Below are 20916 nucleotides of genomic sequence, written 5' to 3' on the forward strand. Positions count from 1 at the left end.
AAATGACGACTTTGCAACACCTGATCCACGGCGAGGCTTGCGACGGCGGCAGCCGCCGCGCGCCGATCTTCAATCCATCCACCGGTCAAGCCATCGCCGACGTCCAACTGGCGGACGCCGCCACCGTGGCGCAGGCGGTGGCTGCCGCCCAGGCGGCGTTTCCGGCCTGGCGCGACATGCCGCCGGCCAAGCGCGCGCAAGTGCTGTTCCGCTTCAAGCAGCTGCTGGAGCAGCATGAGGCCGAGATCGTGCCGTTGATCAGCCGCGAGCACGGCAAGACATTGGAGGACGCCGCCGGCGAGCTGAAGCGCGGCATCGAGAATGTGGAATACGCCTGCGCCGCGCCGGCGCTGCTGAAGGGCGAGTACAGCCGCAACGCCGGCCCCAATGTCGACGCCTGGAGCGATTTCCAGCCGCTGGGCGTGGTGGCCGGCATCACGCCGTTCAACTTCCCGGCCATGGTGCCGCTGTGGATGTATCCGCTGGCCATCGCTTGCGGCAACACCTTTATCCTGAAACCGTCGGAGCGCGATCCCAGCTCGACGCTGCTGATCGCCCGCCTGCTGCATGAAGCCGGCCTGCCGCGTGGCGTGCTCAACGTGGTGCACGGCGACAAGGAGGCGGTGGACGCGCTGCTGGCGGCGCCGGAAGTCAAGGCAGTCAGCTTTGTCGGCTCCACGCCCATCGCCGAATACATCTACGCCGAGGGCAGCCGCCGCGGCAAGCGGGTGCAGGCTTTGGGCGGCGCCAAGAACCACGCGGTGGTGCTGCCGGACGCCGATCTCGACAATACCGCCAACGCCTTGATGGGCGCGGCCTACGGCTCCTGCGGCGAGCGCTGCATGGCCATCTCGGTCGCCGTCTGCGTCGGCGATCAGGCGGCCGACGCGCTGATCGCCAAGCTGACGCCGCAGATCCAGGCTTTGAAAGTGGGGCCGGGCACCTCGCCGGGCCTGGACATGGGCCCGCTGGTGACGCACGCGCATCTGGACAAGGTCAGCGGCTATATCGCCGACGGCGTGGCGGCCGGCGCGGAGCTGGTGGTCGATGGCCGCGGCATCGCGGTGCCCGGCCATGAGGGCGGCTTCTTCCTCGGCGGCTGCCTGTTCGACCGAGTGACGCCGCAGATGCGCATCTACCAGGAAGAAATCTTCGGCCCGGTGCTGTGCGTGGTGCGGGTGAACAGCCTGGAAGAGGCGATCGCGCTGATCAACGCCCACGAATACGGCAACGGCACCTGCATCTTCACCCGCGACGGCGAGGCGGCGCGCCTGTTCGCCGATACGGTGGAAGTGGGCATGGTGGGCATCAACGTGCCGCTGCCGGTGCCGGTGGCCTACCACAGCTTCGGTGGCTGGAAGCGGTCCTTGTTTGGCGACTTGCACGCCTACGGCCCGGACGGCGTGCGCTTCTACACCCGGCGCAAGGCAATCACCCAGCGCTGGCCGCAGCGCGCCAGCCACGAGGCCTCGCAGTTCGCCTTTCCCAGCCTGTAAATCAACAGTGGCGGATGGGCCGCTCGCGAGGGCGGCCCGTTTCGCTGGCATAATGGCAATGTCCTGATCCTGTCTGCTCGCCATGAAACTGTCTGCTTCCGCAACCATCGTTTCTTCCCCTTGGTCCATCCGCCGCCTGAGCGCGGCCGATATCGGCGCGGATTGGCTGGACGATTTCCAGCGCCGGCAGGAGGTGACGCTGGTGTATCGCGGCGCGCCCGGCGAGCGGCGCATCGTGGCCGAGCCGTTCATCGACGACTGGTCGGCGGACGAGCGGCGGGCGCTGTGTCGCGAGCTGGCGGCGATGGCGGATGCCGGGCGGGTGTGGTCGGCGATGGAAGGGGAACGCCTGGCCGGCTTCGCCGCCATTGCGCCGGCGCCGCTGGGGCCGGATGGCGAATACCGGCAATTGACGGAATTGCAGGTCGATGCCCGCTGGCGGGGGCGCGGCTTGGGGCGCGAACTGATGGCCGCCTGCGTCGCCGGCGGCAGGGAGATGGGCGCGGGCCGGCTGTACATTTCCTCGCACTCCGCCATTGAAACGGTGTCGTTCTACGAGCGCTGCGGCTGCGTGCCGGCGCGCTGGCTGCATGTTCCGCAGATCGAACGGGAACCGTTCGATTGGCAGTTGGAGTACGACCTGGCGCGCCAGTGAAATGTCATTGTGCTATCTTGCTTAAGCCAGCTTTCCCGCCGCCAAGGAGCCTGCCATGCCCAACACCATACGTCTGCACCGCGTGCTGAACGCGCCGCCGGAGCGCGTCTACCGCGCCTTCATCGATCCGCTGGCACTGGCCAAGTGGCTGCCGCCAGACGGCTTCGTCTGCCAGGTGCTGGAGCAGGACGCCACCGTGGGCGGCGGCTACCGGATGGCCTTCGTCAATTTCTCCGGCGGCCAGCAGCACGAGTTCGGCGGCCGCTATCTGGAGCTGATTCCCGGCGAGCGGGTTCGCTACAGCGATAGGTTCGACGATCCGAATCTTGCCGGCGAGATGACCACCACCATCACGCTGGCGCCATTGTCCTGCGGCGCCGATCTCACCATCGTGCAGCAAGGCATCCCGGACGCGATTCCGCCCGAGAACTGCTATCTGGGCTGGCAGCAGTCGCTGCGGCAGCTGGCGGCCTTGGTGGAGCCGGACATTCCGGGCTAGGCCGGACGAAGCGCAACAAGCCGGGCGCATGCCCGGCTTGGTTTTGCGGCCTGCGCGCCAGCCTTGTCAATCCAGCGGCCAGGGAATGGTTTTGGCCTGATCGGCGGCGGCATCGGATGCCGGCACGGCAGGCGCGGCGACGGTATCCACCGCGCGCCACCACGGCTCCGTCCGATCGGCGTGGGCGGGCTCCAGCGCCTGGCCCTGGCGCGGCATCAGCAGTTGGACATTGCTTTGCTCGGACAGGGCCAGCAGGGTGTCCGCCGGTTCGTCCCAGGCGTGCATCGCCAGGTTGAAGGTGCCCCAATGCACCGGCAGGAAAGCGCCGCCGCCCAGCAGCTCCAGGGCTTTGAGCGCGTTGTCCGGCCCCAGGTGGATATCGCCCCAGGCGGGGTGGTAGGCCCCCACTTCCAGCATCACCAGGTCGAATGCGCCGATCCGTTCGCGGATTTCCTCAAACTGGCCGGTGAGGCCGGTGTCGCCGCTGAAAAACACCGAGTGCCGCGGCGTGCGGATGGCCAGCGACGACCATAGCGTGGCGTTGCGGTCTTTCAGGCCGCGGCCGGAAAAGTGCTGCGACGGGGTGGCGGTGACGGTCAGGTCGGCGCTGGGGTGGCGGTAGCTTTCCCACCAGTCCAGCTCGGTGATGCGCTGCGGCGCCACGCCGAACGCTTCCAGATGCGCGCCGACGCCCAGCGAGGTGACGAAGGGCACCGGCGTTTTGGCGAGTTCGCGTATCGTGGGGTAGTCCAGATGGTCGTAGTGATCGTGGGAAACCAGCACCAGGTCCAGCGGCGGCAGCTCCTTCAGCCGCACTGGCGCCGGCTGGAAGCGTTTGGGGCCGGCCAGCCGCGTCGGCGAGGCGCGCGGCCCCCATACCGGATCGGTCAGCACGCGCAGGCCGTCTATTTCCAGCAGCACCGTCGAGTGCCCAAGCCAGGTGGCGCGCAGGCCGGACTCCGGCGGCTTGCGCCAGGCATGCCGCGGGTCCGCTACGGGCAGCGGGCCATTCGGCGTCCGCCTTTCGCCGCCGCACAGAAAGTCTTTCAGCGACGGCATCTTCACCGCCGGGTCGCGCAGGCCGGGAGCGATCGGATAGATGTTGCGGAAGCCGTCGTCCGCCCACATCGGGGAGGCGCGCATCCTTTCCAGCCGCGCGCCGGCCGCTTTCTTGCCCAGTGCTTTCATCGCCATCCTTCCCATGCGTGTTGACGTGTTGCCCACACTGTAAATAAGCGCGTCCGCCGCGTCGAGCTTGGTGCGCGCGCGGCTCGCTTGCGACGGATGGCCGGCTGGCTAGAATGAAAAGCTGCGGGTCGCTTGGCTGGGGGTGTGGCGTGGACGCATTGGATGAAGTGCTGCTGCAGTTATGCCGGCAAGAAGGCCTGCCGGATCATGCCGTGCTGGATATGCGGGTGGTGCAACGCCAGCGCTATCCTCGCGCCAGCCTGCTGTATTGGGCCGTGGTGGACTTCAGCCTGCCGTCCACGGAGGCCAGGCTGTTCGTTTTCGATACGCTGGAGGGTTCGGTGCAGCGTTTTCTGGTGGCGCATGGCCGGGGAGAAGACCCGGCCGGCCATGCGCATTACGCCCAGCACTTTTCCGATGCGCCCGGCTCCCTGGCTTCCTGCCTGGGCGTGTGCCGGGCCGCCGACACCTGCTTCGGCCCGCACGGCCTGGCGTTGTGGCTGGACGGCATGGGGCCGGACAATGCCAATATGCGCGCGCGCCGGCTGACCCTGCATGGCGCGCAGTACGTGGCGCCGGACTACATCCGCCAACACGGCGCGCCGGGATGCTCGGACGGCAGCCTGGCGATAGACCCGCAATACAGCGTGGGCCTGATCAATATGCTGCAGGGCGGGTCGTACATCAATTGCATCCGCTCGCGCATTTGATCGTTGCTGACGGCGCGGCCTCCGCGCGCGGCGTTGTTTTTCTCAGTCCAGCGTGACGACGATCTTGCCGCCGGCCGATTGCGCGTCCAGCACGCTATGGGCCTCCTGGATCTGCTCGAAGGCGAATACCCGCGCCGGCCTGGCGGGAATGGCGCCGCTTTCCGCCCATTCAATGATGTTTTGGAACGGGATGTCGCCCAATGGATAGTCGCGGCTGCCAAATACCAGGGCGCTGGCGAAGAAGCTGAGCTGCCGCCCGCTGGGCAGGTGGGCCATGGGATCGAAGCCGGCCAGCGGTTCGTGCCCGCCCAGAAAGCCGGCCACGCAGACGCGGCCGTCGCGTTTGGCCAGGCGCAGCGAATCGAGCAGGGTCGAGGTGCCGACCAGATCCAGCACTTTATCCATGCTGCAACCGGCGATTTCCGCCAATTCCGCGCCAAGTTCGGCGGACTCCACGCGCGCGATGTCCGCGCCCAGCTGGCGCGCCGCTTGCAGCCGGGATGCCTGGCTGACGGTGGCGATGACGCGCGCGCCATGCAGCTTGGCCAGCGCCATCGCGGCTTGACCCAGGGCGGACAGCGCGCCGCGGATCAGCAAGGTGTCGCCGTTTTGTAGCGCCAGGTTGCCGTGCAAGCAGGTCCAGGCGGTGGCGTAGGATTCCGGCAGAGCCGCGAGCGCGCTCCAGTCCAGCGTGGTGCGCACCGGCACCACATTGGCGGCCGGCACGCTGACGAACTCCGCATAGCTGCCATTGCGGCTGCGGCCCATGCCGCCCATTAGGGCGATGACGGTTTGCCCGGGCGGCAAAACGCCGCCGGGGTCATGGGCCACCTCGCCGGCGCACTCTATGCCGGATACCGCCGCCACTTCTCCCCACAGGCCTTGGCGGAAATACTGCTCGGCCCGATTCAAGCCGAAGGCGCGGACGCGCACCAGCACTTCGTCGGCGCCGGCTTGCGGCGCGGGGATGTCCTGGATTCTCAGCTGCTCCGGGCCGCCATATTGTTGTCTGACGATTGCGCGCATGGGATTCGCTCCTGTTTGGTGGGTGACAGCGGCAGTTTAGCTAGCGGAGCATGTTGAAAAAATTCAAAAGATTAACAAAAGATTGTAAGATTAAATAACAATGGACTTCACACTGCATGAGTTGGTCTGCCTGGATGCCGTGCTGAGAGAAGGCAGCTTCCAGGCGGCGGCGCTGAAACTGCACCGCAGCCATCCCGCCGTCCACGCGGCGATCAAGAATCTGGAGGCGCGTCTGGGCTTGAGCTTGCTGGACCGCGCGTCTTATCGCGTCCGGCTGACGCCGCAAGGCGAGGCGTTCCATCGCCAGGCCCAGGCCTTGCTGGCGCAGGCGGCTAGCCTGGGCACGATGTGCGGCCAGCTGCGGAGTGGCGAAGAAACGGACTTGCGCGTAGTAGTGGGCGATCTCACGCCCAATGCGGAGGCGCTGGATTTGCTGCGGCGCTTTTTCCGGAACTGGCCGCATACCCGGCTGCACCTCCACTTCGAGGCGATAAGCGGTCCGTGGGAGAGGCTGCTTGCCGAGGACGCGGACTTGATCCTGCATCACGTCGATAAGTCGGACACGCGTTTCGAATGGACGGATGTCTGCCGGGTGGAGCTGGTGCCGGTGGCGGCGCCGGGTTTTCTGGATGGCCCCATTTCCCGCGATGTGAGCCCGGAGCAGATGGCGCGTCATGTTCAGGTGGTGATACGGGATTCCGCGCAGGCGCCGGGGCGCGATTACTTTGTGGTGAAGGAGGCGCCGAGTTGGACGGTGGCGGATCAATACACCAAGAAAGACTTGATCGTGCGCGGCATGGGCTGGGGCCATATGCCCTTGCATCTGGTGGCGGAGGAGCTGCGCAGCGGCGCGCTGCTTTCGCTGGAGGGGCGGCATTTCCGGCGCAGCGCGCTGGACATCGTCGCCGCGCGCTTGCGCGGCCGTCCCGCCGGCCCCGTGGCGTCCGCGCTCTGGTCCTTCCTGGCGGCGGAGGGCGAAGGGCGGCCAGGCGGCGCTCAGCTCCGCTGAGCGTCATGCGGCAGGGCCGCTGGTTTTCTTGAGCGCGGCGGCTAGGCGCGGAGCGATGCGAAAACGCGGCCTATGCCCTATTTGTCCAGCATCAATCGCAGCCGCAGCCGCAGCCGGGGTTGGGGGCTGCGCCTCCTGGCGAACTTATCGGTACGCCGCGCCGCGCGGGTCGAACCAAAGCTGGGAATCCTTGAGAACCTTGCGCGGCGTCAGCGTATCGTCGGATGGGATTTCTATGATGCCGCGGTGCGCCAGGTCCGCTTGGCGTATCGCCTGGCCGTTATAGCGCCAGAAGATTTCGTCGAAGCTGCCATCGCGCATCATCAGGCGCAAGCCCTGTTCCAGCCGCTGCGCCAACGCGGCGTTGTCCTTGGCTACGTAGAAATAGTAGGGGTTGGCGTAATGCAGCGCTAAATGCGCTTCCACCGCCAAAGACGGCGTCTGGTCGCGATGCGCTGCGTATTCTGCATACACTTCGTTGATGCCGCGAGGAAATAGATCGATCCGACGAGCTTCTATCATGCCGAACAGCTGTGGATATTCGTTGGTGATCACATGGAATCCGGCCCCTCGCAGAATATCGACATCCGCCCAGCCGCGCCCCTGGCCAAGGCTGAACTTTTTCAGATCGGCGAGCGAGGCTGTCCGGTTGAACTCGTCTTGACGGTCTCGTCGAATCAGCGCGATGCGGTAGCCCAGCAGGCCTTTGCGTAGCGGAATGTATACCGGCAAAGTCTTTTGCTGCAGTTCGCGGCTGATTGAGCCCCACATCAGCGTGAGGCCCTGGCCTTGTGTCAGCGACAGCAATTGGCGGTTCTTGTTCATCGGCTCGAGCGATGGCCTGGCGAGCGCCGGACCATAGCGCTTATCCGTATGGGCCAGCGCGCCGTTCAACAATTCCAGAATGTCGGCATGTCTGACATCGCGTGGCGATTCCGGCGCCGGATAGACGATCTCGGTTTCCGCCATGGCCCGCAGTCCGCAGCAGGCTTGCAGAATGAGGGCGAGGAGGCGGCAGGTTTTTGCGTTCATGAACAAAGAATAGGACAGCGGATGGAAGAGAAAATAGGGGCAGGCCACGGTTAAAAGAAAACCGCGGCCTGTTTTCTATTTGCCCCTTCTTTCCCTTCCCGGTTTGCCGGGGCGCGGCATCGTGGGCTCAGTTTCCCATGTCCTCGCTGTAATTGGCCGGAATCCAGGCGTAGGCCTTGGCGTCGCGGCGGACATGGCCGATGCCGGGGAAGGAGATGTGCGCGGCGGCTACCCAATAGCCATGGGCCGCGGCGTCGGCAAAGGCATGGCGCCGCAGTTTGACCGCGCCGGAGGAGTCGACATCGAAGTCTATATTCACCTGCGGCTGAGAGAACTGCACCACTTGGGCATGCACGGTATCGCCCCAGAACTGCATGCGCTGGCCCTGGCTCTGCGCCTCATAGAAGGTGTGCCCCGGCGTGTGCCCAGGCGCGGCGATGGCGCGTATGCCGGGGAACAGCTCGGCGCCGGCGGCGAAAGCCTTCACGCGATGGGCGGCGAGATAGGGCGCCAGCGAAGCCTGGGCCTGGGCGAAACCTTTGCTTTGATCGAAGCCGGATGGCTGCGCCGGCGCCACCTTGGCGCGGTTGGCCGGGTTCAGCCAGAAGTCTTCCTCCTTTTGATTCAGATAGACGTCGGCGTTCGGGAAGACTGCCTTGCCGGCCACGGTGAGGCCGCCGGAGTGGTCCAGGTGCACATGGGTGAGCAGCACGGCGTCGATGTCTTCCAGCCGGTAACCGGCGGCGCGGATATTGGCGGGCAGCTTGCCGGCGCTGGGGCCGAACAGGTCGCCGGCGCCGCTGTCCACCAGCAGCAGCTTGGAGCCCGTGTTGATCAGGAAGGCGTTGATCGAGGTTTCCGCATGGCCCGGCGTCTGGAAGCCGTTTTCCAACTGCTGCCGGATCTGCTCCGGGGACTCGCCATGCAACAGCTTGTCCAGCGGCACTTTGACGGTGCCGTCGGACAGCGCGGTGATTTCGAACCGGCCTAGCATCATCCGGTAATAGCCCGGCGCCTGGGCATGGATTTGCGGCGCGGCGGCCAGGCTGGAGGTTGCGGAGAGCAGGGTTGCCGCGCTGATGGCGACGGCGGCGGCGATGGCTTTCAATTGGCGGAGCTGAGGCATGTTGGTTCCTTATCAGGCGGTAGCGCAAGCGGTTTGCTCGCGTGGCCTGATCATGTTCCAATACGCAGTCATATCATTCAAATCGATTGAAAAGATGATGACTATCAGCGAAAGAGATTTTCGCGCGGTTGATCTCAACCTGCTGGTGACTTTCCTGGTGTTGATGCGCGAACGCAGCGTATCGCGCGCGGCCGAGCGGTTGTTCATCGGCCAGCCTGCGGTGAGCGGCGCGCTGGCGCGGCTGCGCAGCCTGTTCGACGACGAGCTGCTGGTGCGCGGCGCCGGCGGCATGGAGCCGACTGCGCGCGCCTTGCGGCTGGAGGCCGAGCTGTTGCCGGCATTGCAGGATGTGCAGGCGGCCTTGTTTCATTCCGAGCGTTTCGATCCGGCCGGCGCCGAACGAGCTTTCACGCTGGCGATGCCGGACTGGGTGGAGGTTTGGCTGATGCCGCGGGTTTTCGCCGAACTGCGCCGCCAGGCGCCGCGCGTCCGCGTCGCCGTCAAGGCCACCGACCCCTTCCAGGGCGCGGCCATGCTGGAGAGGCATGAAATGGAGCTGGGCGTGGCGACGCTGCCGGACAAGCCGGCTTGGCTGCGCAGCGTTCCGCTGGCCAGGATGGGGTTCAGCTGCGTTCATCACGGAAAGCGGCTGCCGCTGGCCGGCCCGCTCACCCTGCGGGATTATGTGGCCCATCCCCATGTGCTGGTCACTTATCGCGGCGCGTTCCGCAGCGGCATAGACCAATTGCTGGAAGCGCGCGGCCTGCGGCGGCAGGTGCAATACACCACCCAGCAGTTCAGCACCCTGCCCAGCCTGCTGCGCGAAGTGGCGGCGCTGTCCAGCGTGCCGGCGGCGCTAGCCGATCATTGGGCGTATTGCCAGGATCTGCATGCGCATCCCTTGCCGCTGCCGTCGCCGGAAATCGAGTTGTCGATGTTCTGGCATGCGGCCAAGGACAAGGACCCAGCATTGGAATGGCTGCGCGGCGTGGTGGCGGAGGCGGCGCGGACGCCGCTGGTTTGACGGGGGCGGAGTTCTGGCGCGCCGAGGTCTGGCTCAGGGTTCCATGGCGCGCCACAGCTTGGTCTGGCACTGCGCGCATTGGTAGATGCGGCGGTATTCCACCGGCCGCAATAGTCCGACGGAGAGAATGTCGCTGCCGCCGCAAACGTGGCAATGCGGGACGCCATGGCTATGGCTGGCTGGATGGTCTTGCCGGTATTTCTCCAGCGTGGGGAATCGCAGCCAGTACTTCTGCGCGGCCGGCTGGTAGGCCAGAAAATAGAATGACGCGGCGCCGATCGGCAAAACCGCGATGACCATCCAGGCGTTCATTTTTTCTCCGGTGTGGTTTTGCGTGTTGCGGACATTCTTCCACCGAAAGCGAGAGGCCGTCTAATAAAACCATGTTTATTTTAAAAGCCGGGCGGTTGGATTACGTCAAATCAGGTTTTAAGTAAAAACGAGGCCATTTCGCCATTAAGCGGCCAACACGCTAGCGGATGGCGCGTTGGCGCTGGTTGGCAGAGGGCGATGTGGATCAAGTGCCGCGGAGCACGGAATCCATTGGAGCGGCCCCGCGTGGATGGGATGGCCGGGATCGTGGCGGGGGCCGTGGTTGTTTTCCCGCGCGGCGACGAAAAAGCCCCGCGGCTTGAGGCCGCGGGGCGGAGGAAAAAACTGCGCAGCATCGCGCTTGACTCAGCCGCATGCCCCCACATGGCCGCAGGCGGTGCAGAACTCGCAGCCGTCTTTTTTTATCAGCGCGTGGTTGCCGCATTCCGGGCAGGCCTTGCCGGCCAGCGGCTTGAGCTGGGCCGGCGCTTCTAGCGCGAACAGGTCGCTCTGCTCCGGCGCCATCACGCCCATTTCCTCCAGCGGCACGCCTTCCTCGGTCAGCACGCCCAGCATCGCGTAGCGGTGGATGATCAGCCGCGCCAGATACGCGACGGTGGATGGCCAGCTTTGCGATTTTTCCAGTCCGGGAATGCGGGCGAAGAAGTCGCCCTGCGGCTCGGCGTAGTTGAGCAGCTTGCGCAGCTTCAGGCCTATCCAGGCCGGGTCTATCACCCGCATGTCGAGGGAGAGCATCTTGCACAGGCCGTCCAGTTCGCGCGGGTAGGCGCCGGCCAGCCATACCGAGTACGGCCGGCGCTTGCCGTTGGGCAGGATCAGCTCTTTGATGAACAGCACGAAGTCATCGCCGGTTTGCGGATTCACCACGTCCACCGACCAGCTCATGGTGCCGTCGCTGCCGGATTTCGGCTCCTTGCGGGCGAACAGCGCGTCCATCACCGGCGTGGCTTCGCCGGCGTCCAGCCGCAGCGCGCCCAGTTGCTCGACGCGGTGGCGCACCACCTGGCCCAGCGCGGCGGCGGCCGAGGTGGCGTGGATGGCCTTGTCGCCCAGCGTGAACTGGTAGCGCTTGTCGCCGTTGGTTCGCGACAGCGCGTCCAGCTTGGCGGCCAGCCAGGCGCGGTCGCGGCAGCGCATGTCCATCGACAGCGTTTTGGCGATGGCGGACAGGCCGCGCTGCACTTCGGTGGCGTTGACCCAGCATTCAAACGGCTGGACGCGGCCGTTTTCCATGTGGCCGACCACCACGGCGAAATCGCCGGCGTCGCCTTCCACCATGAAGGTCCACGACGGGTTGCCTTCCTTCAGTTTGGGGCGGTTCGGCCATTTCAAGCTGGATAGCGCCGGGGTGGGCGCGGTGTTGAGCACTACGCGGCGGTCCGGGTCGTTGGCGGCGCCGGACAGGTCTTCCGGCGCGGCGGCGGCGGCTTGCGCCGGCTCCAGCGACAACACCGAACCCAGCACATTGTTGGGGCGGTAGGTGGTGATGCCTTTCAGCCCGTTGCGCCAGGCTTCCAGGTACAGGCTTTCGAAGTCGGCGAACGGGTAGTCGGCCGGCACGTTGACGGTCTTGGAGATGGCGGTGTCGACGAAGGGCGCGACGGCGGCCACCATCCGCATGTGGTCCAGCGCGCTCATTTCCAGCGCGGAGACGAAGTAGTCGGGCAGGCGCGCGGTGTCGCCGCCCTGCATCCGCCACACGCGGTAGGCGTGGTCTTCCACCAGGTATTCCTGCTGCGTGTCGTCGGCCATCCGCTTTTTGCGGGTGTAGAACCAGGAGAACGGCGGCTCGATGCCGTTGGAGGCGTTGTCGGCGAAGGCCAGCGAGATGGTGCCGGTGGGGGCGATCGACAGCAGGTGCGAATTGCGGATGCCGTGCTTGCGGATGCGCGCCTGGATCTTGTCCGGCAGCCGGCTGGCGCAGTGCGGCGCGGCCAGGTAGGCGTCGGCGTCGAACAGCGGGAAGGCGCCTTTTTCGATGGCGAGATCCACCGAGGCGTCGTAGGCGGCGTCGCGCATGCTCTGGGCGATGCGGGCGGCGAAGCGGCGGCCTTCCTCGCTGTCGTAGCGTATCTTCAGCATGATCAGCGCGTCGCCCAGGCCGGTGAATCCCAGGCCGACGCGGCGCTTGTTCTGCGCCTCGCGCTCCTGTTCCGGCAGCGGCCACACGGTCAGGTCCAGCACATTGTCCAGCATGCGGATGGACATCCGCACCACCTTCTCGAACGACTTGAAGTCGAAGTGGGCCTTGTCGCCGAACGGCGCGCGCACGTGGCGGGTCAGGTTGACCGATCCGAGGTCGCAGCAGCCGTAGTCGGGCAACGGCTGCTCGCCGCAGGGATTGGTGGATTCGATCACCTCGCAGTAGGACAGGTTGTTGTCCTGGTTGATGCGGGTCATGAACAGCACGCCGGGCTCGGCGTGGTCGTAGGTGGATTCCATGATCTGCCGCCACAGCGCGCGGGCGCGCACGGTGCGGTACACCCACAGGCCGTCTTCGCGGCGGAAGCTGTCGGGGAAGGCGTCGGACGCCGGCTCCACCGCGTGGGTCAGCTGCCAGTCGGCGTCGGCTTCCACCGCCTGCATGAAGGCGTCGGAGACGCCGACCGAGATATTGAAGTTGCGCAGATCGCCCTGATCCTTGGCGTGGATGAAGGCTTCCACGTCCGGATGGCTGACGTCCAGCACGCCCATTTGCGCGCCGCGCCGCGCGCCGGCCGATTCCACCGTCTCGCAGCTGCGGTCGAACACGCGCATATAGGACACCGGGCCGGAAGCGCGGCTGTTGGTGCCTTTCACATGCGCGCCCCTGGGGCGGATGCGGCTGAAGTTGTAGCCGACGCCGCCGCCGCGGCGCATGGTTTCCGCCGCCTGCAGCAGCGCCTGGTAGATGCCGGCCTTGCCGTGTTCGGTTTCTGACACCGAATCGCCGACCGGCTGCACGAAGCAGTTGATCAGCGTGGCGGACAGCTCGGTGCCGGCGGCGGAATTGATGCGGCCGCCGGGGATGAAGCCGTGGTCCAGCGCCTCGAAAAACAGCGGCTCGAAACGGGCCGGGTCATGTTCCAGTCCGGCCAGCGCGCGCGCGACGCGGCGGCGCACTTCGCTGACGCTTTGTTCGCCATTCTTGGCGTACTTTTCCAGCAACACCTCGCGCGAGATGTCCTGTTCCGCCATGGCGGCGATGTTTTCCTGCTGCATGGAGCGCTCATCCTTCTGAAACGGTGTTCAACGACGATGGCATGGCCGGCTGCGCATGAAAAACGGCGTAGCACACTATATGTTGTTACGCCGTGATGGGGTGAAACGCAAGTTGTTGTGTTCCGGCGCCGTTTGGGATTGTACTCCGGATGCGGCGCCGGGGGCTATTTCGCGGTGATTTTCACCGCCAGCTCCACGCCGTCGCGGTTGGCCGAGGTTTTTTGCGGCGCGTCCAGCGTCACGCGTTCGGCGAGGTCGGGCGCATGGCGCAGCATCACCTTGCGGGCGTTGGCGCCACGCAGTTCCGCCAGCTTGACGAGATCGGCCTGGCTGACTTTTTCCGCCGCCAGCATCTCGTCGCGCAGCAGTTTGGCCAGTTCGGCGCCGGACGGGCCGCCGGGCTTCAGCGTGTGGCCCAGCAGCTTCAGCCGGCCGATGCGCTGGCCGTAGACGGTTTTGATCGCCGACTGGATCTGCGCGTCTTTCAGGTCCAGCGAAGCCAGCGGCTCGTCATCCATCGGCGCGTGGCCGGCGGCGGCCAGCACCGCGGCGTCGACGCGCGCGCGCGCCAGCTGCTTGCTGTCCTCGTCCGGCGCGTAGCCGCCGGAAATGGCCAGCTGCATCTTCGGCCGCTTGGCCATCAGCGCCGCCACCTTGTCCAGCTTTTCGCGCTCCGGCGGGCTGACGTGGGCTTCGCCGGCGACGAAGCGGATGTCGTCGAAGCCATCGCCGCCCAGCAGCGCCCCCAACGCGCGGAACGGCGCGGTGACCACCTTGGTGACGATGTTGACGAGCGCCTTCCACACCACTTGTCCGTAGCTGAACTGCGGGTCGTCCAGGCTGCCGGCCACCGGCAGATCGAGGTCGATGCGGCCGTTGCTGTCTTCCAGCAGCGCCACGGCGAGGCGCAGCGGCAGGTGCGGCGACTTGTCGCCCTGCAGTTCCTCGCCCAGCTGGATGGAATCGATCACGATGCGGTTCTCGCCCTTCAGCTGGCGGTGCTCTAGCAGATAGCGCAGCTCCAGCGACAGGCGGCCGTCCTTCACCTGCCAGCCGGCGAAGTTCATCGAATACGGATTCAGGTTGTTCAGCGCCAGGTTGTGGAAGTCGAGATGGATGTCGGTGCTGTCGGTCGGCGACGTCGGCGACAGCGCGCCGCGCACCTTCACCTCGCCGTACTGGTCCACCGCGCCGTCCAGCGTGATGCGGCCGCGGCCGCCGGCGCGGGTCGACAGGTTCTGGATGCTGCCGCGCAGATGGTGCATGCGGGTGGCGAAGTCTGGAGTCATGCCGTGGTCGGCGAACTCCACCGCGCCGTTCTGCACGTGGATGCTGTGCACGTCCACCTGCGGCAGCGGCGCGCTCTTGCCGGCAGGCTGCGCGGGTTTGGCCGCCGGCGCGCCGGCGAAGATCTTCTGCCAGTTGAGCCGGCGCTGCGGATCCAGGATCAGCCGCGCGCGCGGCTGGTCCAGCCGCACGTCGTTGATGCTGGCCTTCAGCGGCATGCCCTGCACTTGCAGCCTGCTGAGGCTGAGGCTGTTCCAGCCCAGCAGCGGCAGCGCTTCGCCCGGCTCCTGCAGCGCCATTTTCGCCAGTTTCAACTGGCCGGCCAGCTTCCACTGGCTGGCGGAGGCGGCGTCCAGCTGCAGGTCGGCGGACAGTGCGCCGCCGGAGAGCTTGAGCGGGGTGCCGGCCAGCGCGTACGGCGCCAGCGGGGCGATGGGCAGCGCGTCAAGCTTGACGCTGCCGCGGGCGGCCAGCTTGTCCGGGTTCAGGTCCAGCTTGGCGGCCAGCTTGCCGCCGCCCATCCGGCCGGCGATGTCCAGCGCCAGCTGCTGGCCGTCGCGGGTGGCAAGCTGGCCGGACAGCTGGTCCATGCTCAGCGCCAGCGGCTTGGCCAGGGTCAGGTCGCGCCAGTTCATCCGGCTGTCTTCCAGCCGGATGGCCGGATAGCTGAATTTCCAGGCCGGCGTCTTGGCGTCGCCGTCGGCCTTTGCCTTGGCCGCTTTTGGCGGCCGCTGCGCCAACAGCTGCTGCAGTTGCAGCTGGCCGTTGCGCTCGCGCTGCAGCGCCACTTGCAGGCCGCGCAGGGTCAGGTCGCCGGGTTTCAGCTGCTGTTGCTTGAGGTCGATCTGCGACGGCGCGAGCTCGGCGCCGTCCAGCGTCAGCCAGTCAGGCGCGCCAGCCGAGCCCAGCTTGACGCCGGCCAGGCTGAGGCCTAGATCGCCCAACTGCAGGCCGTGTTCCGGGCTGAGCGAAATCCTGGCTTGCATGCGCGGCATGTCGGCTTGCAGCGCCATCGGCTTGACGAAGACGTCATCGCGCCACTGCGCATGCCATTGGTTCAGACGCAGGCTATCCACCTTGACCAGCCAGGGCGACGGTTTGGCGGCTTGGACCGGTTTGGCGGCGGCGGGCGCGGCGGGGAGCGCGCGCAGCCAGTCCACCATGCCGTCGGCGCCGCGGCCGGCGCTGACGCGGCCATGGTTCAACTCCACCTTGGCGATGGTCAGCAGCGAGCGCGACAGGTCCAGCGCGCCGCCTTCCACTGTCAATTCCGGCAGCGACAGCTCGCTGGCGCCGCCCGGCGCCGCCAGCTTCAGGTCTTTCAGGCTGGCGCGGATCGGCGACACGGTGAGGTCGGGCCGGCTGCCGTTCATTTCAAACTGGTAGCGGGCGTTGACCGACAGCGCGCCCTGCGGCTTGGCCGTCGCGAAATAGGGATGGACGTAGTCCCAGACCGTCGCCAGCGGCAGGTCCTGCATGCTGGCCTCGCCGCTGGATTGCAGCGGCTGCAGCCGCATGCTGCCTTTCCAGTCGAAGCGGCCGCCGCCTTGCAGTTCGGCGTGCAGCGCGTAGCGGCCGTTTTCGGCCAGCGTGGACAGGTCGGCCAGGTTGAGGTTGATCGGCATCAGCCGGAAGCGCTCGTGCTGGCCGTCGTTATGGTCGCTCAGGCGGATCTGGCCGCTGCGCAGATTCAGCGCGGCGATCTTCAGCCGCGGCAACTTTTCCGGCGCGGTGCCGTCTTCCAGTTTGGGCGGGCCGGATAGGTCGGCCGCCAGCTTTTCCCAGTTCCACATGCCGTCGGCGCCGCGCTCCAGCCACAGCTGCGGGCTGTCCAGCGTGAATTCGCTGGCTTGCCAGCGCCCCAGCAGCAGCGCGTAGAGGTCGGCGTTCAGGTATAGGCGGCGGGCGAGGAACAGCGGGCGGCCGTCGCCTTCGCGCAGCGCCACGCCGTCGAGCGCCAGCTCCATGCTCCAGGGCGTGATGCGCACCTGCTGGATGCTGAGCTGGCGGCCATGCTTGCCGGCCCAGTCGGCGGCGGCCTTTTGCAGCAGGCGCGGCCCGGCCAGGCCGAGAAAGGCCCAAAACGCCAATAGCAGCGCGAGGGCGACAGCCAGCCAACGCAGCCAGCGGCGGGGTTTGCGGGGAGAGGGGGAAGGGGCGGCCGCGTCGGCCTGAACATGGGTATTCATATCGATTAATTCTAATACACTTTGGCCCTGCCGTCCTGTTGCGTTGTTTGTCCTATTGTTGACCAAAGTTGACGGCGGAATGGGGGCGAACCGTTGCCGACGGCGCCGACTGCTGGCTAGGATGGGCAGGTGTTCAAGATATTGAACGCAAAATTTGCCAAATTTTTATCAGGAAAGGTTGATTATCTTGCAACAAAGCTACCGGCCACGCCGGTCATTCATCTTATTTTCAACAGACGCGGCCACGCCGCTGCTGGCGGACCGCTGCCTGTTCCTGCTGCAGGCCGGGCGGCGCCACACCCTGGCCAATCCGGCCAGGCTGCTGGGTAGCTCCGGTACCCATACATAAGACAGAGGTTTCAATGGATAGTGCCAATGCAATCAATCAATGGCTGGACGAACACCATATCACCGAGGTGGAGTGTCTGATCCCGGACATGACCGGCCTCGCCCGCGGCAAGATCGTGCCGCGCCACAAATACAACCCCGCCGAGGGGTTGCGTCTGCCGGAGGCTGTGTTGTCGATGACGGTGACCGGCGATTACCCCGACCGCGACTTCACCTCGGTGGCCGACCCCGACATGAAGCTGATCCCCGACGCCAGCACGCTGCGCCCGGTGCCGTGGAACAAGGAACCCACCGCGCAGATCATCCACGACTGTTACTCCTTCGCCGGCGACGCGGTGGACCTGGCGCCGCGCAATGTGCTCAAGCGCATCCTCAAACTATACGAAGACAAGGGCTGGAAGGCGGTGATCGCGCCGGAGATGGAGTTCTACCTGGTGGAAATCCAGCCGGACGAGGACCTGCCGCTCAGGCCGCCGGTGGGCCGCACCCGCCGCACCGAAGCGGGCATGCAAAGCTTCAGCATCGATGCGGTCAATGAATACGACGACATCTTCGACGTGATGTATGACTGGTGCGAGGCGCAAGGCCTGGCGCTGGACACGCTGATCCACGAGATGGGCACCGCGCAGATGGAGATCAACCTGGATCACGGCGACCCCTTGCAGCTGGCCGACCAGGTGTTCCTGTTCAAGCGCACCGTGCGCGAAGTGGCCATCCGCAACAATATGTACGCCACCTTCATGGCCAAGCCGATGCAGGGCCAGCCCGGCAGCGCCATGCACATGCACCAGAGCGTGGTGGACATCGCCAGCGGCCGCAACATCTTCAGCCTGCAGGACGGCGGCCCGTCGCCGGATTTCCTGCATTTCATCGGCGGCCTGCAGCGCTACCTGCCGGCGGCGATGCCGTTTTTCGCCCCCTATGTGAACTCCTACCGCCGTCTCAGCCGCTACACCTCGGCGCCGATCAACCTGTCCTGGGGCTACGACAACCGCACCTGCGGCCTGCGGGTGCCGCATTCCGGGCCGGAGGCGCGGCGGGTGGAAAACCGGCTGGCCGGGGTGGACGTCAATCCTTACCTGGCGATGGCGGCCAGCCTGGCCTGCGGCTACCTGGGCATGCGGGAAGGCATCCAGCCGTCCGAGCCATTGACCGGCAGCGCCTACGAGCAGCCGCACCAGCTGCCGCGCCATCTGGATGACGCCATCGACATGCTGTTGCGCTGCAAGCCGCTGGCCGAGTTGTTCGGCGAGCATTTCGTCGAAACCTACGCCGCGATCAAGGAGGTGGAGTACCGCGAGTATTTCGACGTGATCAGCCCCTGGGAGCGGCGGTTTCTGCTGTTGCACGTCTAATCGTACCTGCTGTGTGTCCACGCCTTCCCGCCTTAATCGGCTGGAAGGCATTTTTGTGTCAGGCGGCGGAAGGGGGAGGGCGGCAGGAGCAAGTGCGCGTCGCGCCTCCGCCCTGGGCAGTGCGATTTGGCAGGCGACATCATGGAACGGATTGGGAAACGCTATAAAAATAAGGCTCAAATATGAGCCTAATGTGCAAAAGAAATAGATCAGTTGGTTTCAATGGATTTTAAAATTATTTATGCATTTTGCTGTGGATGTGGGGAGTCTAAATTTTCAACTGCAAAATTATGTTGACAATTGAAAAGTAACCTGTGCACAATCAAAAAGGCAGGATCTTCAAGCGTCATATCTATCGACACCTCGTTGCCCACCCAGTTGGTCTACATAGTTTCCTTATCTATTCCTTGATTATCATGCTTTTGGCGATTTTATTGCCCTTTACAAACACAAGGAGTGCATTATGGAAACGGGTACCGTTAAGTTTTTCAACGACGCAAAAGGTTTTGGTTTTATCACGCCGGACAATGGTGGTGATGATCTGTTCGCTCATTTTTCTGAAATTCGTGCTGATGGTTTCAAATCCCTGCATGAAGGCCAAAAGGTGAGCTACACCCGAGGTATGGGCCAAAAGGGTCCGGCAGCAACTGGCATTCAGCCTCTTTAATTTATCGCTGCTATCAAAAAAGCCCTGTAGGGGCTTTTTTTTGTCTAGGCCTTCCGTTTCGGCATTGCTGGATGTCTACCGAGATAGCGATTAAATAGCCAGCTCTTCCTGCGTCTTGCCTTGATCCAGCAGTGCTTGCCCCCACAGCGGCTTACGACCGCGTCCACACCAAGTTAGGGAAGCATCAGCAGGATGGCGGTACTTTTCCTCTACCGGCTTCTTAGGCCTGCTAGCAAAACCTATCGATAAATCGCATGCAGATCAATGAGAAAGCCAGCTTGAGCAAAGGACCGTTGGGCTAAGCTTGCGAAGCCCAACCTTCTTGGTCCGGAGTTCTACGGCCGTACGGTGCAATCGTAGGGTGCGATACCCGGCCTCGACCTTTCCGCCACGCTGCGTCATTCGCCGGGCGTCGCGCCGCTTCTGCCCAACACGCCAATCGGTGCGATGCCTGGCGGTTGGGTTGGCCTCATGCATCCGGTGAAGGCCGGGTTCGCATTCTACGATGCTTGGCATGCGTTTGACATGTCGGTCAAGGTTGCTATGGCCTTCGGCTACCGCTGGGGGGCCCGCAATCGGGCGGCCCTTCGCATCCGGCAAGGACAGTTTGCCTCATCACTTAAGTGGCCATCCAGCGCAGACCTACGCCGGCTGCTGCTGCGTCGTGCAGTGGATGCCGCCGCCGCCTGCCGCTACCGCGTCGATGTCCAGCTGCACCACTTCGCGGCCGGGGAATAGTTCGCGCAGGATGGCGCGGCAGTTGGCGTCGGCGCGGGAGTCGCCGAATTGCGGGGCGATCACCGCGCCGTTGCAGATATAGAAGTTGACGTAGCCGGCTGCGAATTCGCGGTTTTCGAAGCGCGGACGCACGCTGGACGGGCCTTCCAGCTCCACCACTTCCAGCGGGCGGCCCCGGGCGTCGCGGGCGGTGCGCAGGATGGCCAGATGGCGCCGCGTCACCGCGTAGTCGTAGGACGACGGGTCGCTGTCCAGGCCGGCCACCACCACGCCGGGCGCCGCGAAGCGGGCGTAGAAGTCGGTGTGGCCGTCGGTGATGTCGCGGCCGGCGACGCCGGGCAGCCAGATCACCTTGTCCACGCCCAGCAGCCGCTTCAGTTCGGCCTCGCAGGCGGCCTTGCCCAGGCCAGGGTTGCGGTTGGGGTTGAGCACGCAGCTTTCGGTGATGATGGCGGTGCCCTGGCCGTCCACTTCGATGCCGCCGCCTTCCAGCACCAGGCGGCTGGAGAGCAGCGGCCGGCCCGATTGCGCGCAGACCGCGGCTGCCACCCTGGCGTCGCGCCCATGCGCCTGCTTGCCGCCCCAGCCGTTGAAATGGAAGCCGACGCCGGCGGCGCGGCCCTGGGCGTCCTTGACGAAAACGGGTCCGGTGTCGCGCATCCACAGGTCGTCCAGCGGCTGCTCGATCAGGCGCACGCCGTCGCCGCACAATTGACGCGCCAATTCCAGGCTGTCTTTCGGCGCCAGCATCGCCACCGGTTCGAACGCCGAGATGGCGCGGGCGATGCCGGCCAGGTTTTGCCGGACCGGGCCCAGCAGGCGCTCGCCCCAGATGTCCGCGCGCGCGCCGAAGGCCATCCAGGTGGCTGCGTGCGGTTCGCCCTCATCCGGTATGCGCCAGCCGGACTGTGCGGGGCGCGGCGGGGCGGCGAGGGCGCCGCCCAGCAGCAGGGCGCTGCCGGACAGCAGGGAGGCGTGTCGCAAAAAACGGCGTCGATTCATGGCGTACTCCGGAAGGCGGCGGGCGCCGCTG

Annotated in this window: 18 protein-coding genes; 9 read left to right on the forward strand and 9 right to left on the reverse strand. The window is 65.5% G+C overall.

All coding sequences use genetic code 11. The annotated features are described in order from the left end of the window. Nucleotides 1-2 precede the first annotated feature (2 nt). From MY55_RS12405 to MY55_RS12415, 3 genes are all read left to right on the forward strand, one after another. Nucleotides 3-1496, forward strand: coding sequence for a CoA-acylating methylmalonate-semialdehyde dehydrogenase (locus MY55_RS12405; protein ID WP_065202419.1), 1494 nt, complete (start codon nt 3-5; stop codon nt 1494-1496). Nucleotides 1497-1578: 82 nt separating this feature from the next. Continuing rightward, nucleotides 1579-2151 (forward strand): GNAT family N-acetyltransferase, encoded by a 573-nt coding sequence (locus tag MY55_RS12410; protein ID WP_052941513.1) that lies wholly within the window; start codon nt 1579-1581, stop codon nt 2149-2151. A gap of 55 nt (nt 2152-2206) precedes the next feature. Further along, entirely contained in the window at nt 2207-2650 is a 444-nt protein-coding gene (locus tag MY55_RS12415) for an SRPBCC family protein (RefSeq protein WP_065202420.1), read from the forward strand. Nucleotides 2651-2716: 66 nt separating this feature from the next. Here the strand turns inward: MY55_RS12415 and MY55_RS12420 are convergent, their stop codons facing one another. Next, nucleotides 2717-3838: an MBL fold metallo-hydrolase gene (locus MY55_RS12420; protein WP_065202421.1), complete on the reverse strand. Its 1122-nt coding sequence runs from the start codon at nt 3836-3838 to the stop codon at nt 2717-2719. A 149-nt stretch (nt 3839-3987) separates the two neighbouring features. Between MY55_RS12420 and MY55_RS12425 the strand changes: the two genes are divergently transcribed. Beyond that, complete coding sequence (locus tag MY55_RS12425; RefSeq protein ID WP_052878113.1) at nt 3988-4548, forward strand: murein L,D-transpeptidase catalytic domain-containing protein; 561 nt, start codon at nt 3988-3990, stop codon at nt 4546-4548. A 42-nt stretch (nt 4549-4590) separates the two neighbouring features. On the opposite strand, the gene MY55_RS12430 is transcribed toward MY55_RS12425, so the two are convergent. Further along, the gene (locus tag MY55_RS12430; RefSeq protein ID WP_043575417.1) at nt 4591-5574 is read right to left on the reverse strand and encodes a zinc-binding dehydrogenase; all 984 of its coding nucleotides are present in this window, start codon (nt 5572-5574) and stop codon (nt 4591-4593) included. Between the two features lie 100 nt (nt 5575-5674). On the opposite strand from MY55_RS12430, the gene MY55_RS12435 reads away from it, so the two are divergent. Beyond that, nucleotides 5675-6583, forward strand: a complete 909-nt coding sequence (locus MY55_RS12435) for a LysR family transcriptional regulator (RefSeq protein ID WP_047237200.1) — start codon at nt 5675-5677, stop codon at nt 6581-6583. Between the two features lie 144 nt (nt 6584-6727). Here MY55_RS12435 and MY55_RS12440 read toward each other — a convergent pair whose 3' ends face one another. Next, the gene (locus MY55_RS12440; protein ID WP_043575761.1) at nt 6728-7615 is read right to left on the reverse strand and encodes a substrate-binding periplasmic protein; all 888 of its coding nucleotides are present in this window, start codon (nt 7613-7615) and stop codon (nt 6728-6730) included. A 127-nt stretch (nt 7616-7742) separates the two neighbouring features. Continuing rightward, nucleotides 7743-8741, reverse strand: a complete 999-nt coding sequence (locus tag MY55_RS12445) for an MBL fold metallo-hydrolase (protein WP_047237201.1) — start codon at nt 8739-8741, stop codon at nt 7743-7745. A 94-nt stretch (nt 8742-8835) separates the two neighbouring features. On the opposite strand from MY55_RS12445, the gene MY55_RS12450 reads away from it, so the two are divergent. Then, nucleotides 8836-9765 carry a LysR family transcriptional regulator gene (locus MY55_RS12450; protein WP_244270683.1) on the forward strand — a complete coding sequence of 310 codons (930 nt, stop codon included), beginning with the start codon at nt 8836-8838 and terminating at the stop codon, nt 9763-9765. A 33-nt stretch (nt 9766-9798) separates the two neighbouring features. On the opposite strand, the gene MY55_RS12455 is transcribed toward MY55_RS12450, so the two are convergent. From MY55_RS12455 to MY55_RS12465, 3 genes are all read right to left on the reverse strand, one after another. Beyond that, entirely contained in the window at nt 9799-10077 is a 279-nt protein-coding gene (locus MY55_RS12455) for a hypothetical protein (RefSeq protein ID WP_047244415.1), read from the reverse strand. 366 nt (nt 10078-10443) lie between these two features. Beyond that, nucleotides 10444-13299 carry an adenosylcobalamin-dependent ribonucleoside-diphosphate reductase gene (locus tag MY55_RS12460; protein WP_065202422.1) on the reverse strand — a complete coding sequence of 952 codons (2856 nt, stop codon included), beginning with the start codon at nt 13297-13299 and terminating at the stop codon, nt 10444-10446. 164 nt (nt 13300-13463) lie between these two features. Continuing rightward, entirely contained in the window at nt 13464-16775 is a 3312-nt protein-coding gene (locus MY55_RS12465; protein ID WP_065202423.1) for a DUF748 domain-containing protein, read from the reverse strand. A gap of 187 nt (nt 16776-16962) precedes the next feature. Here MY55_RS12465 and MY55_RS23475 point away from each other — a divergent pair, with 187 nt between their 5' ends. From MY55_RS23475 to MY55_RS22650, 3 genes are all read left to right on the forward strand, one after another. Beyond that, complete coding sequence (locus MY55_RS23475; protein WP_155294745.1) at nt 16963-17124, forward strand: hypothetical protein; 162 nt, start codon at nt 16963-16965, stop codon at nt 17122-17124. A 13-nt stretch (nt 17125-17137) separates the two neighbouring features. Further along, the gene (locus MY55_RS12470) at nt 17138-18478 is read left to right on the forward strand and encodes a glutamine synthetase family protein (RefSeq protein ID WP_043575411.1); all 1341 of its coding nucleotides are present in this window, start codon (nt 17138-17140) and stop codon (nt 18476-18478) included. 463 nt (nt 18479-18941) lie between these two features. After that, nucleotides 18942-19145, forward strand: a complete 204-nt coding sequence (locus tag MY55_RS22650; protein WP_076097984.1) for a cold-shock protein — start codon at nt 18942-18944, stop codon at nt 19143-19145. Between the two features lie 90 nt (nt 19146-19235). Here MY55_RS22650 and MY55_RS22655 read toward each other — a convergent pair whose 3' ends face one another. Both MY55_RS22655 and MY55_RS12475 read right to left on the reverse strand, forming a co-directional pair. Further along, a complete protein-coding gene (locus MY55_RS22655) occupies nt 19236-19388 on the reverse strand; it encodes an H-NS histone family protein (protein ID WP_080770242.1) in 153 nt (50 codons plus the stop codon). Nucleotides 19389-19787: 399 nt separating this feature from the next. Then, a complete protein-coding gene (locus tag MY55_RS12475) occupies nt 19788-20885 on the reverse strand; it encodes an agmatine deiminase family protein (RefSeq protein ID WP_065202424.1) in 1098 nt (365 codons plus the stop codon). Nucleotides 20886-20916 lie beyond the last annotated feature (31 nt).

It is taken from the genome of Chromobacterium subtsugae, assembly GCF_001676875.1.
GTDB lineage: Bacteria > Pseudomonadota > Gammaproteobacteria > Burkholderiales > Chromobacteriaceae > Chromobacterium > Chromobacterium subtsugae.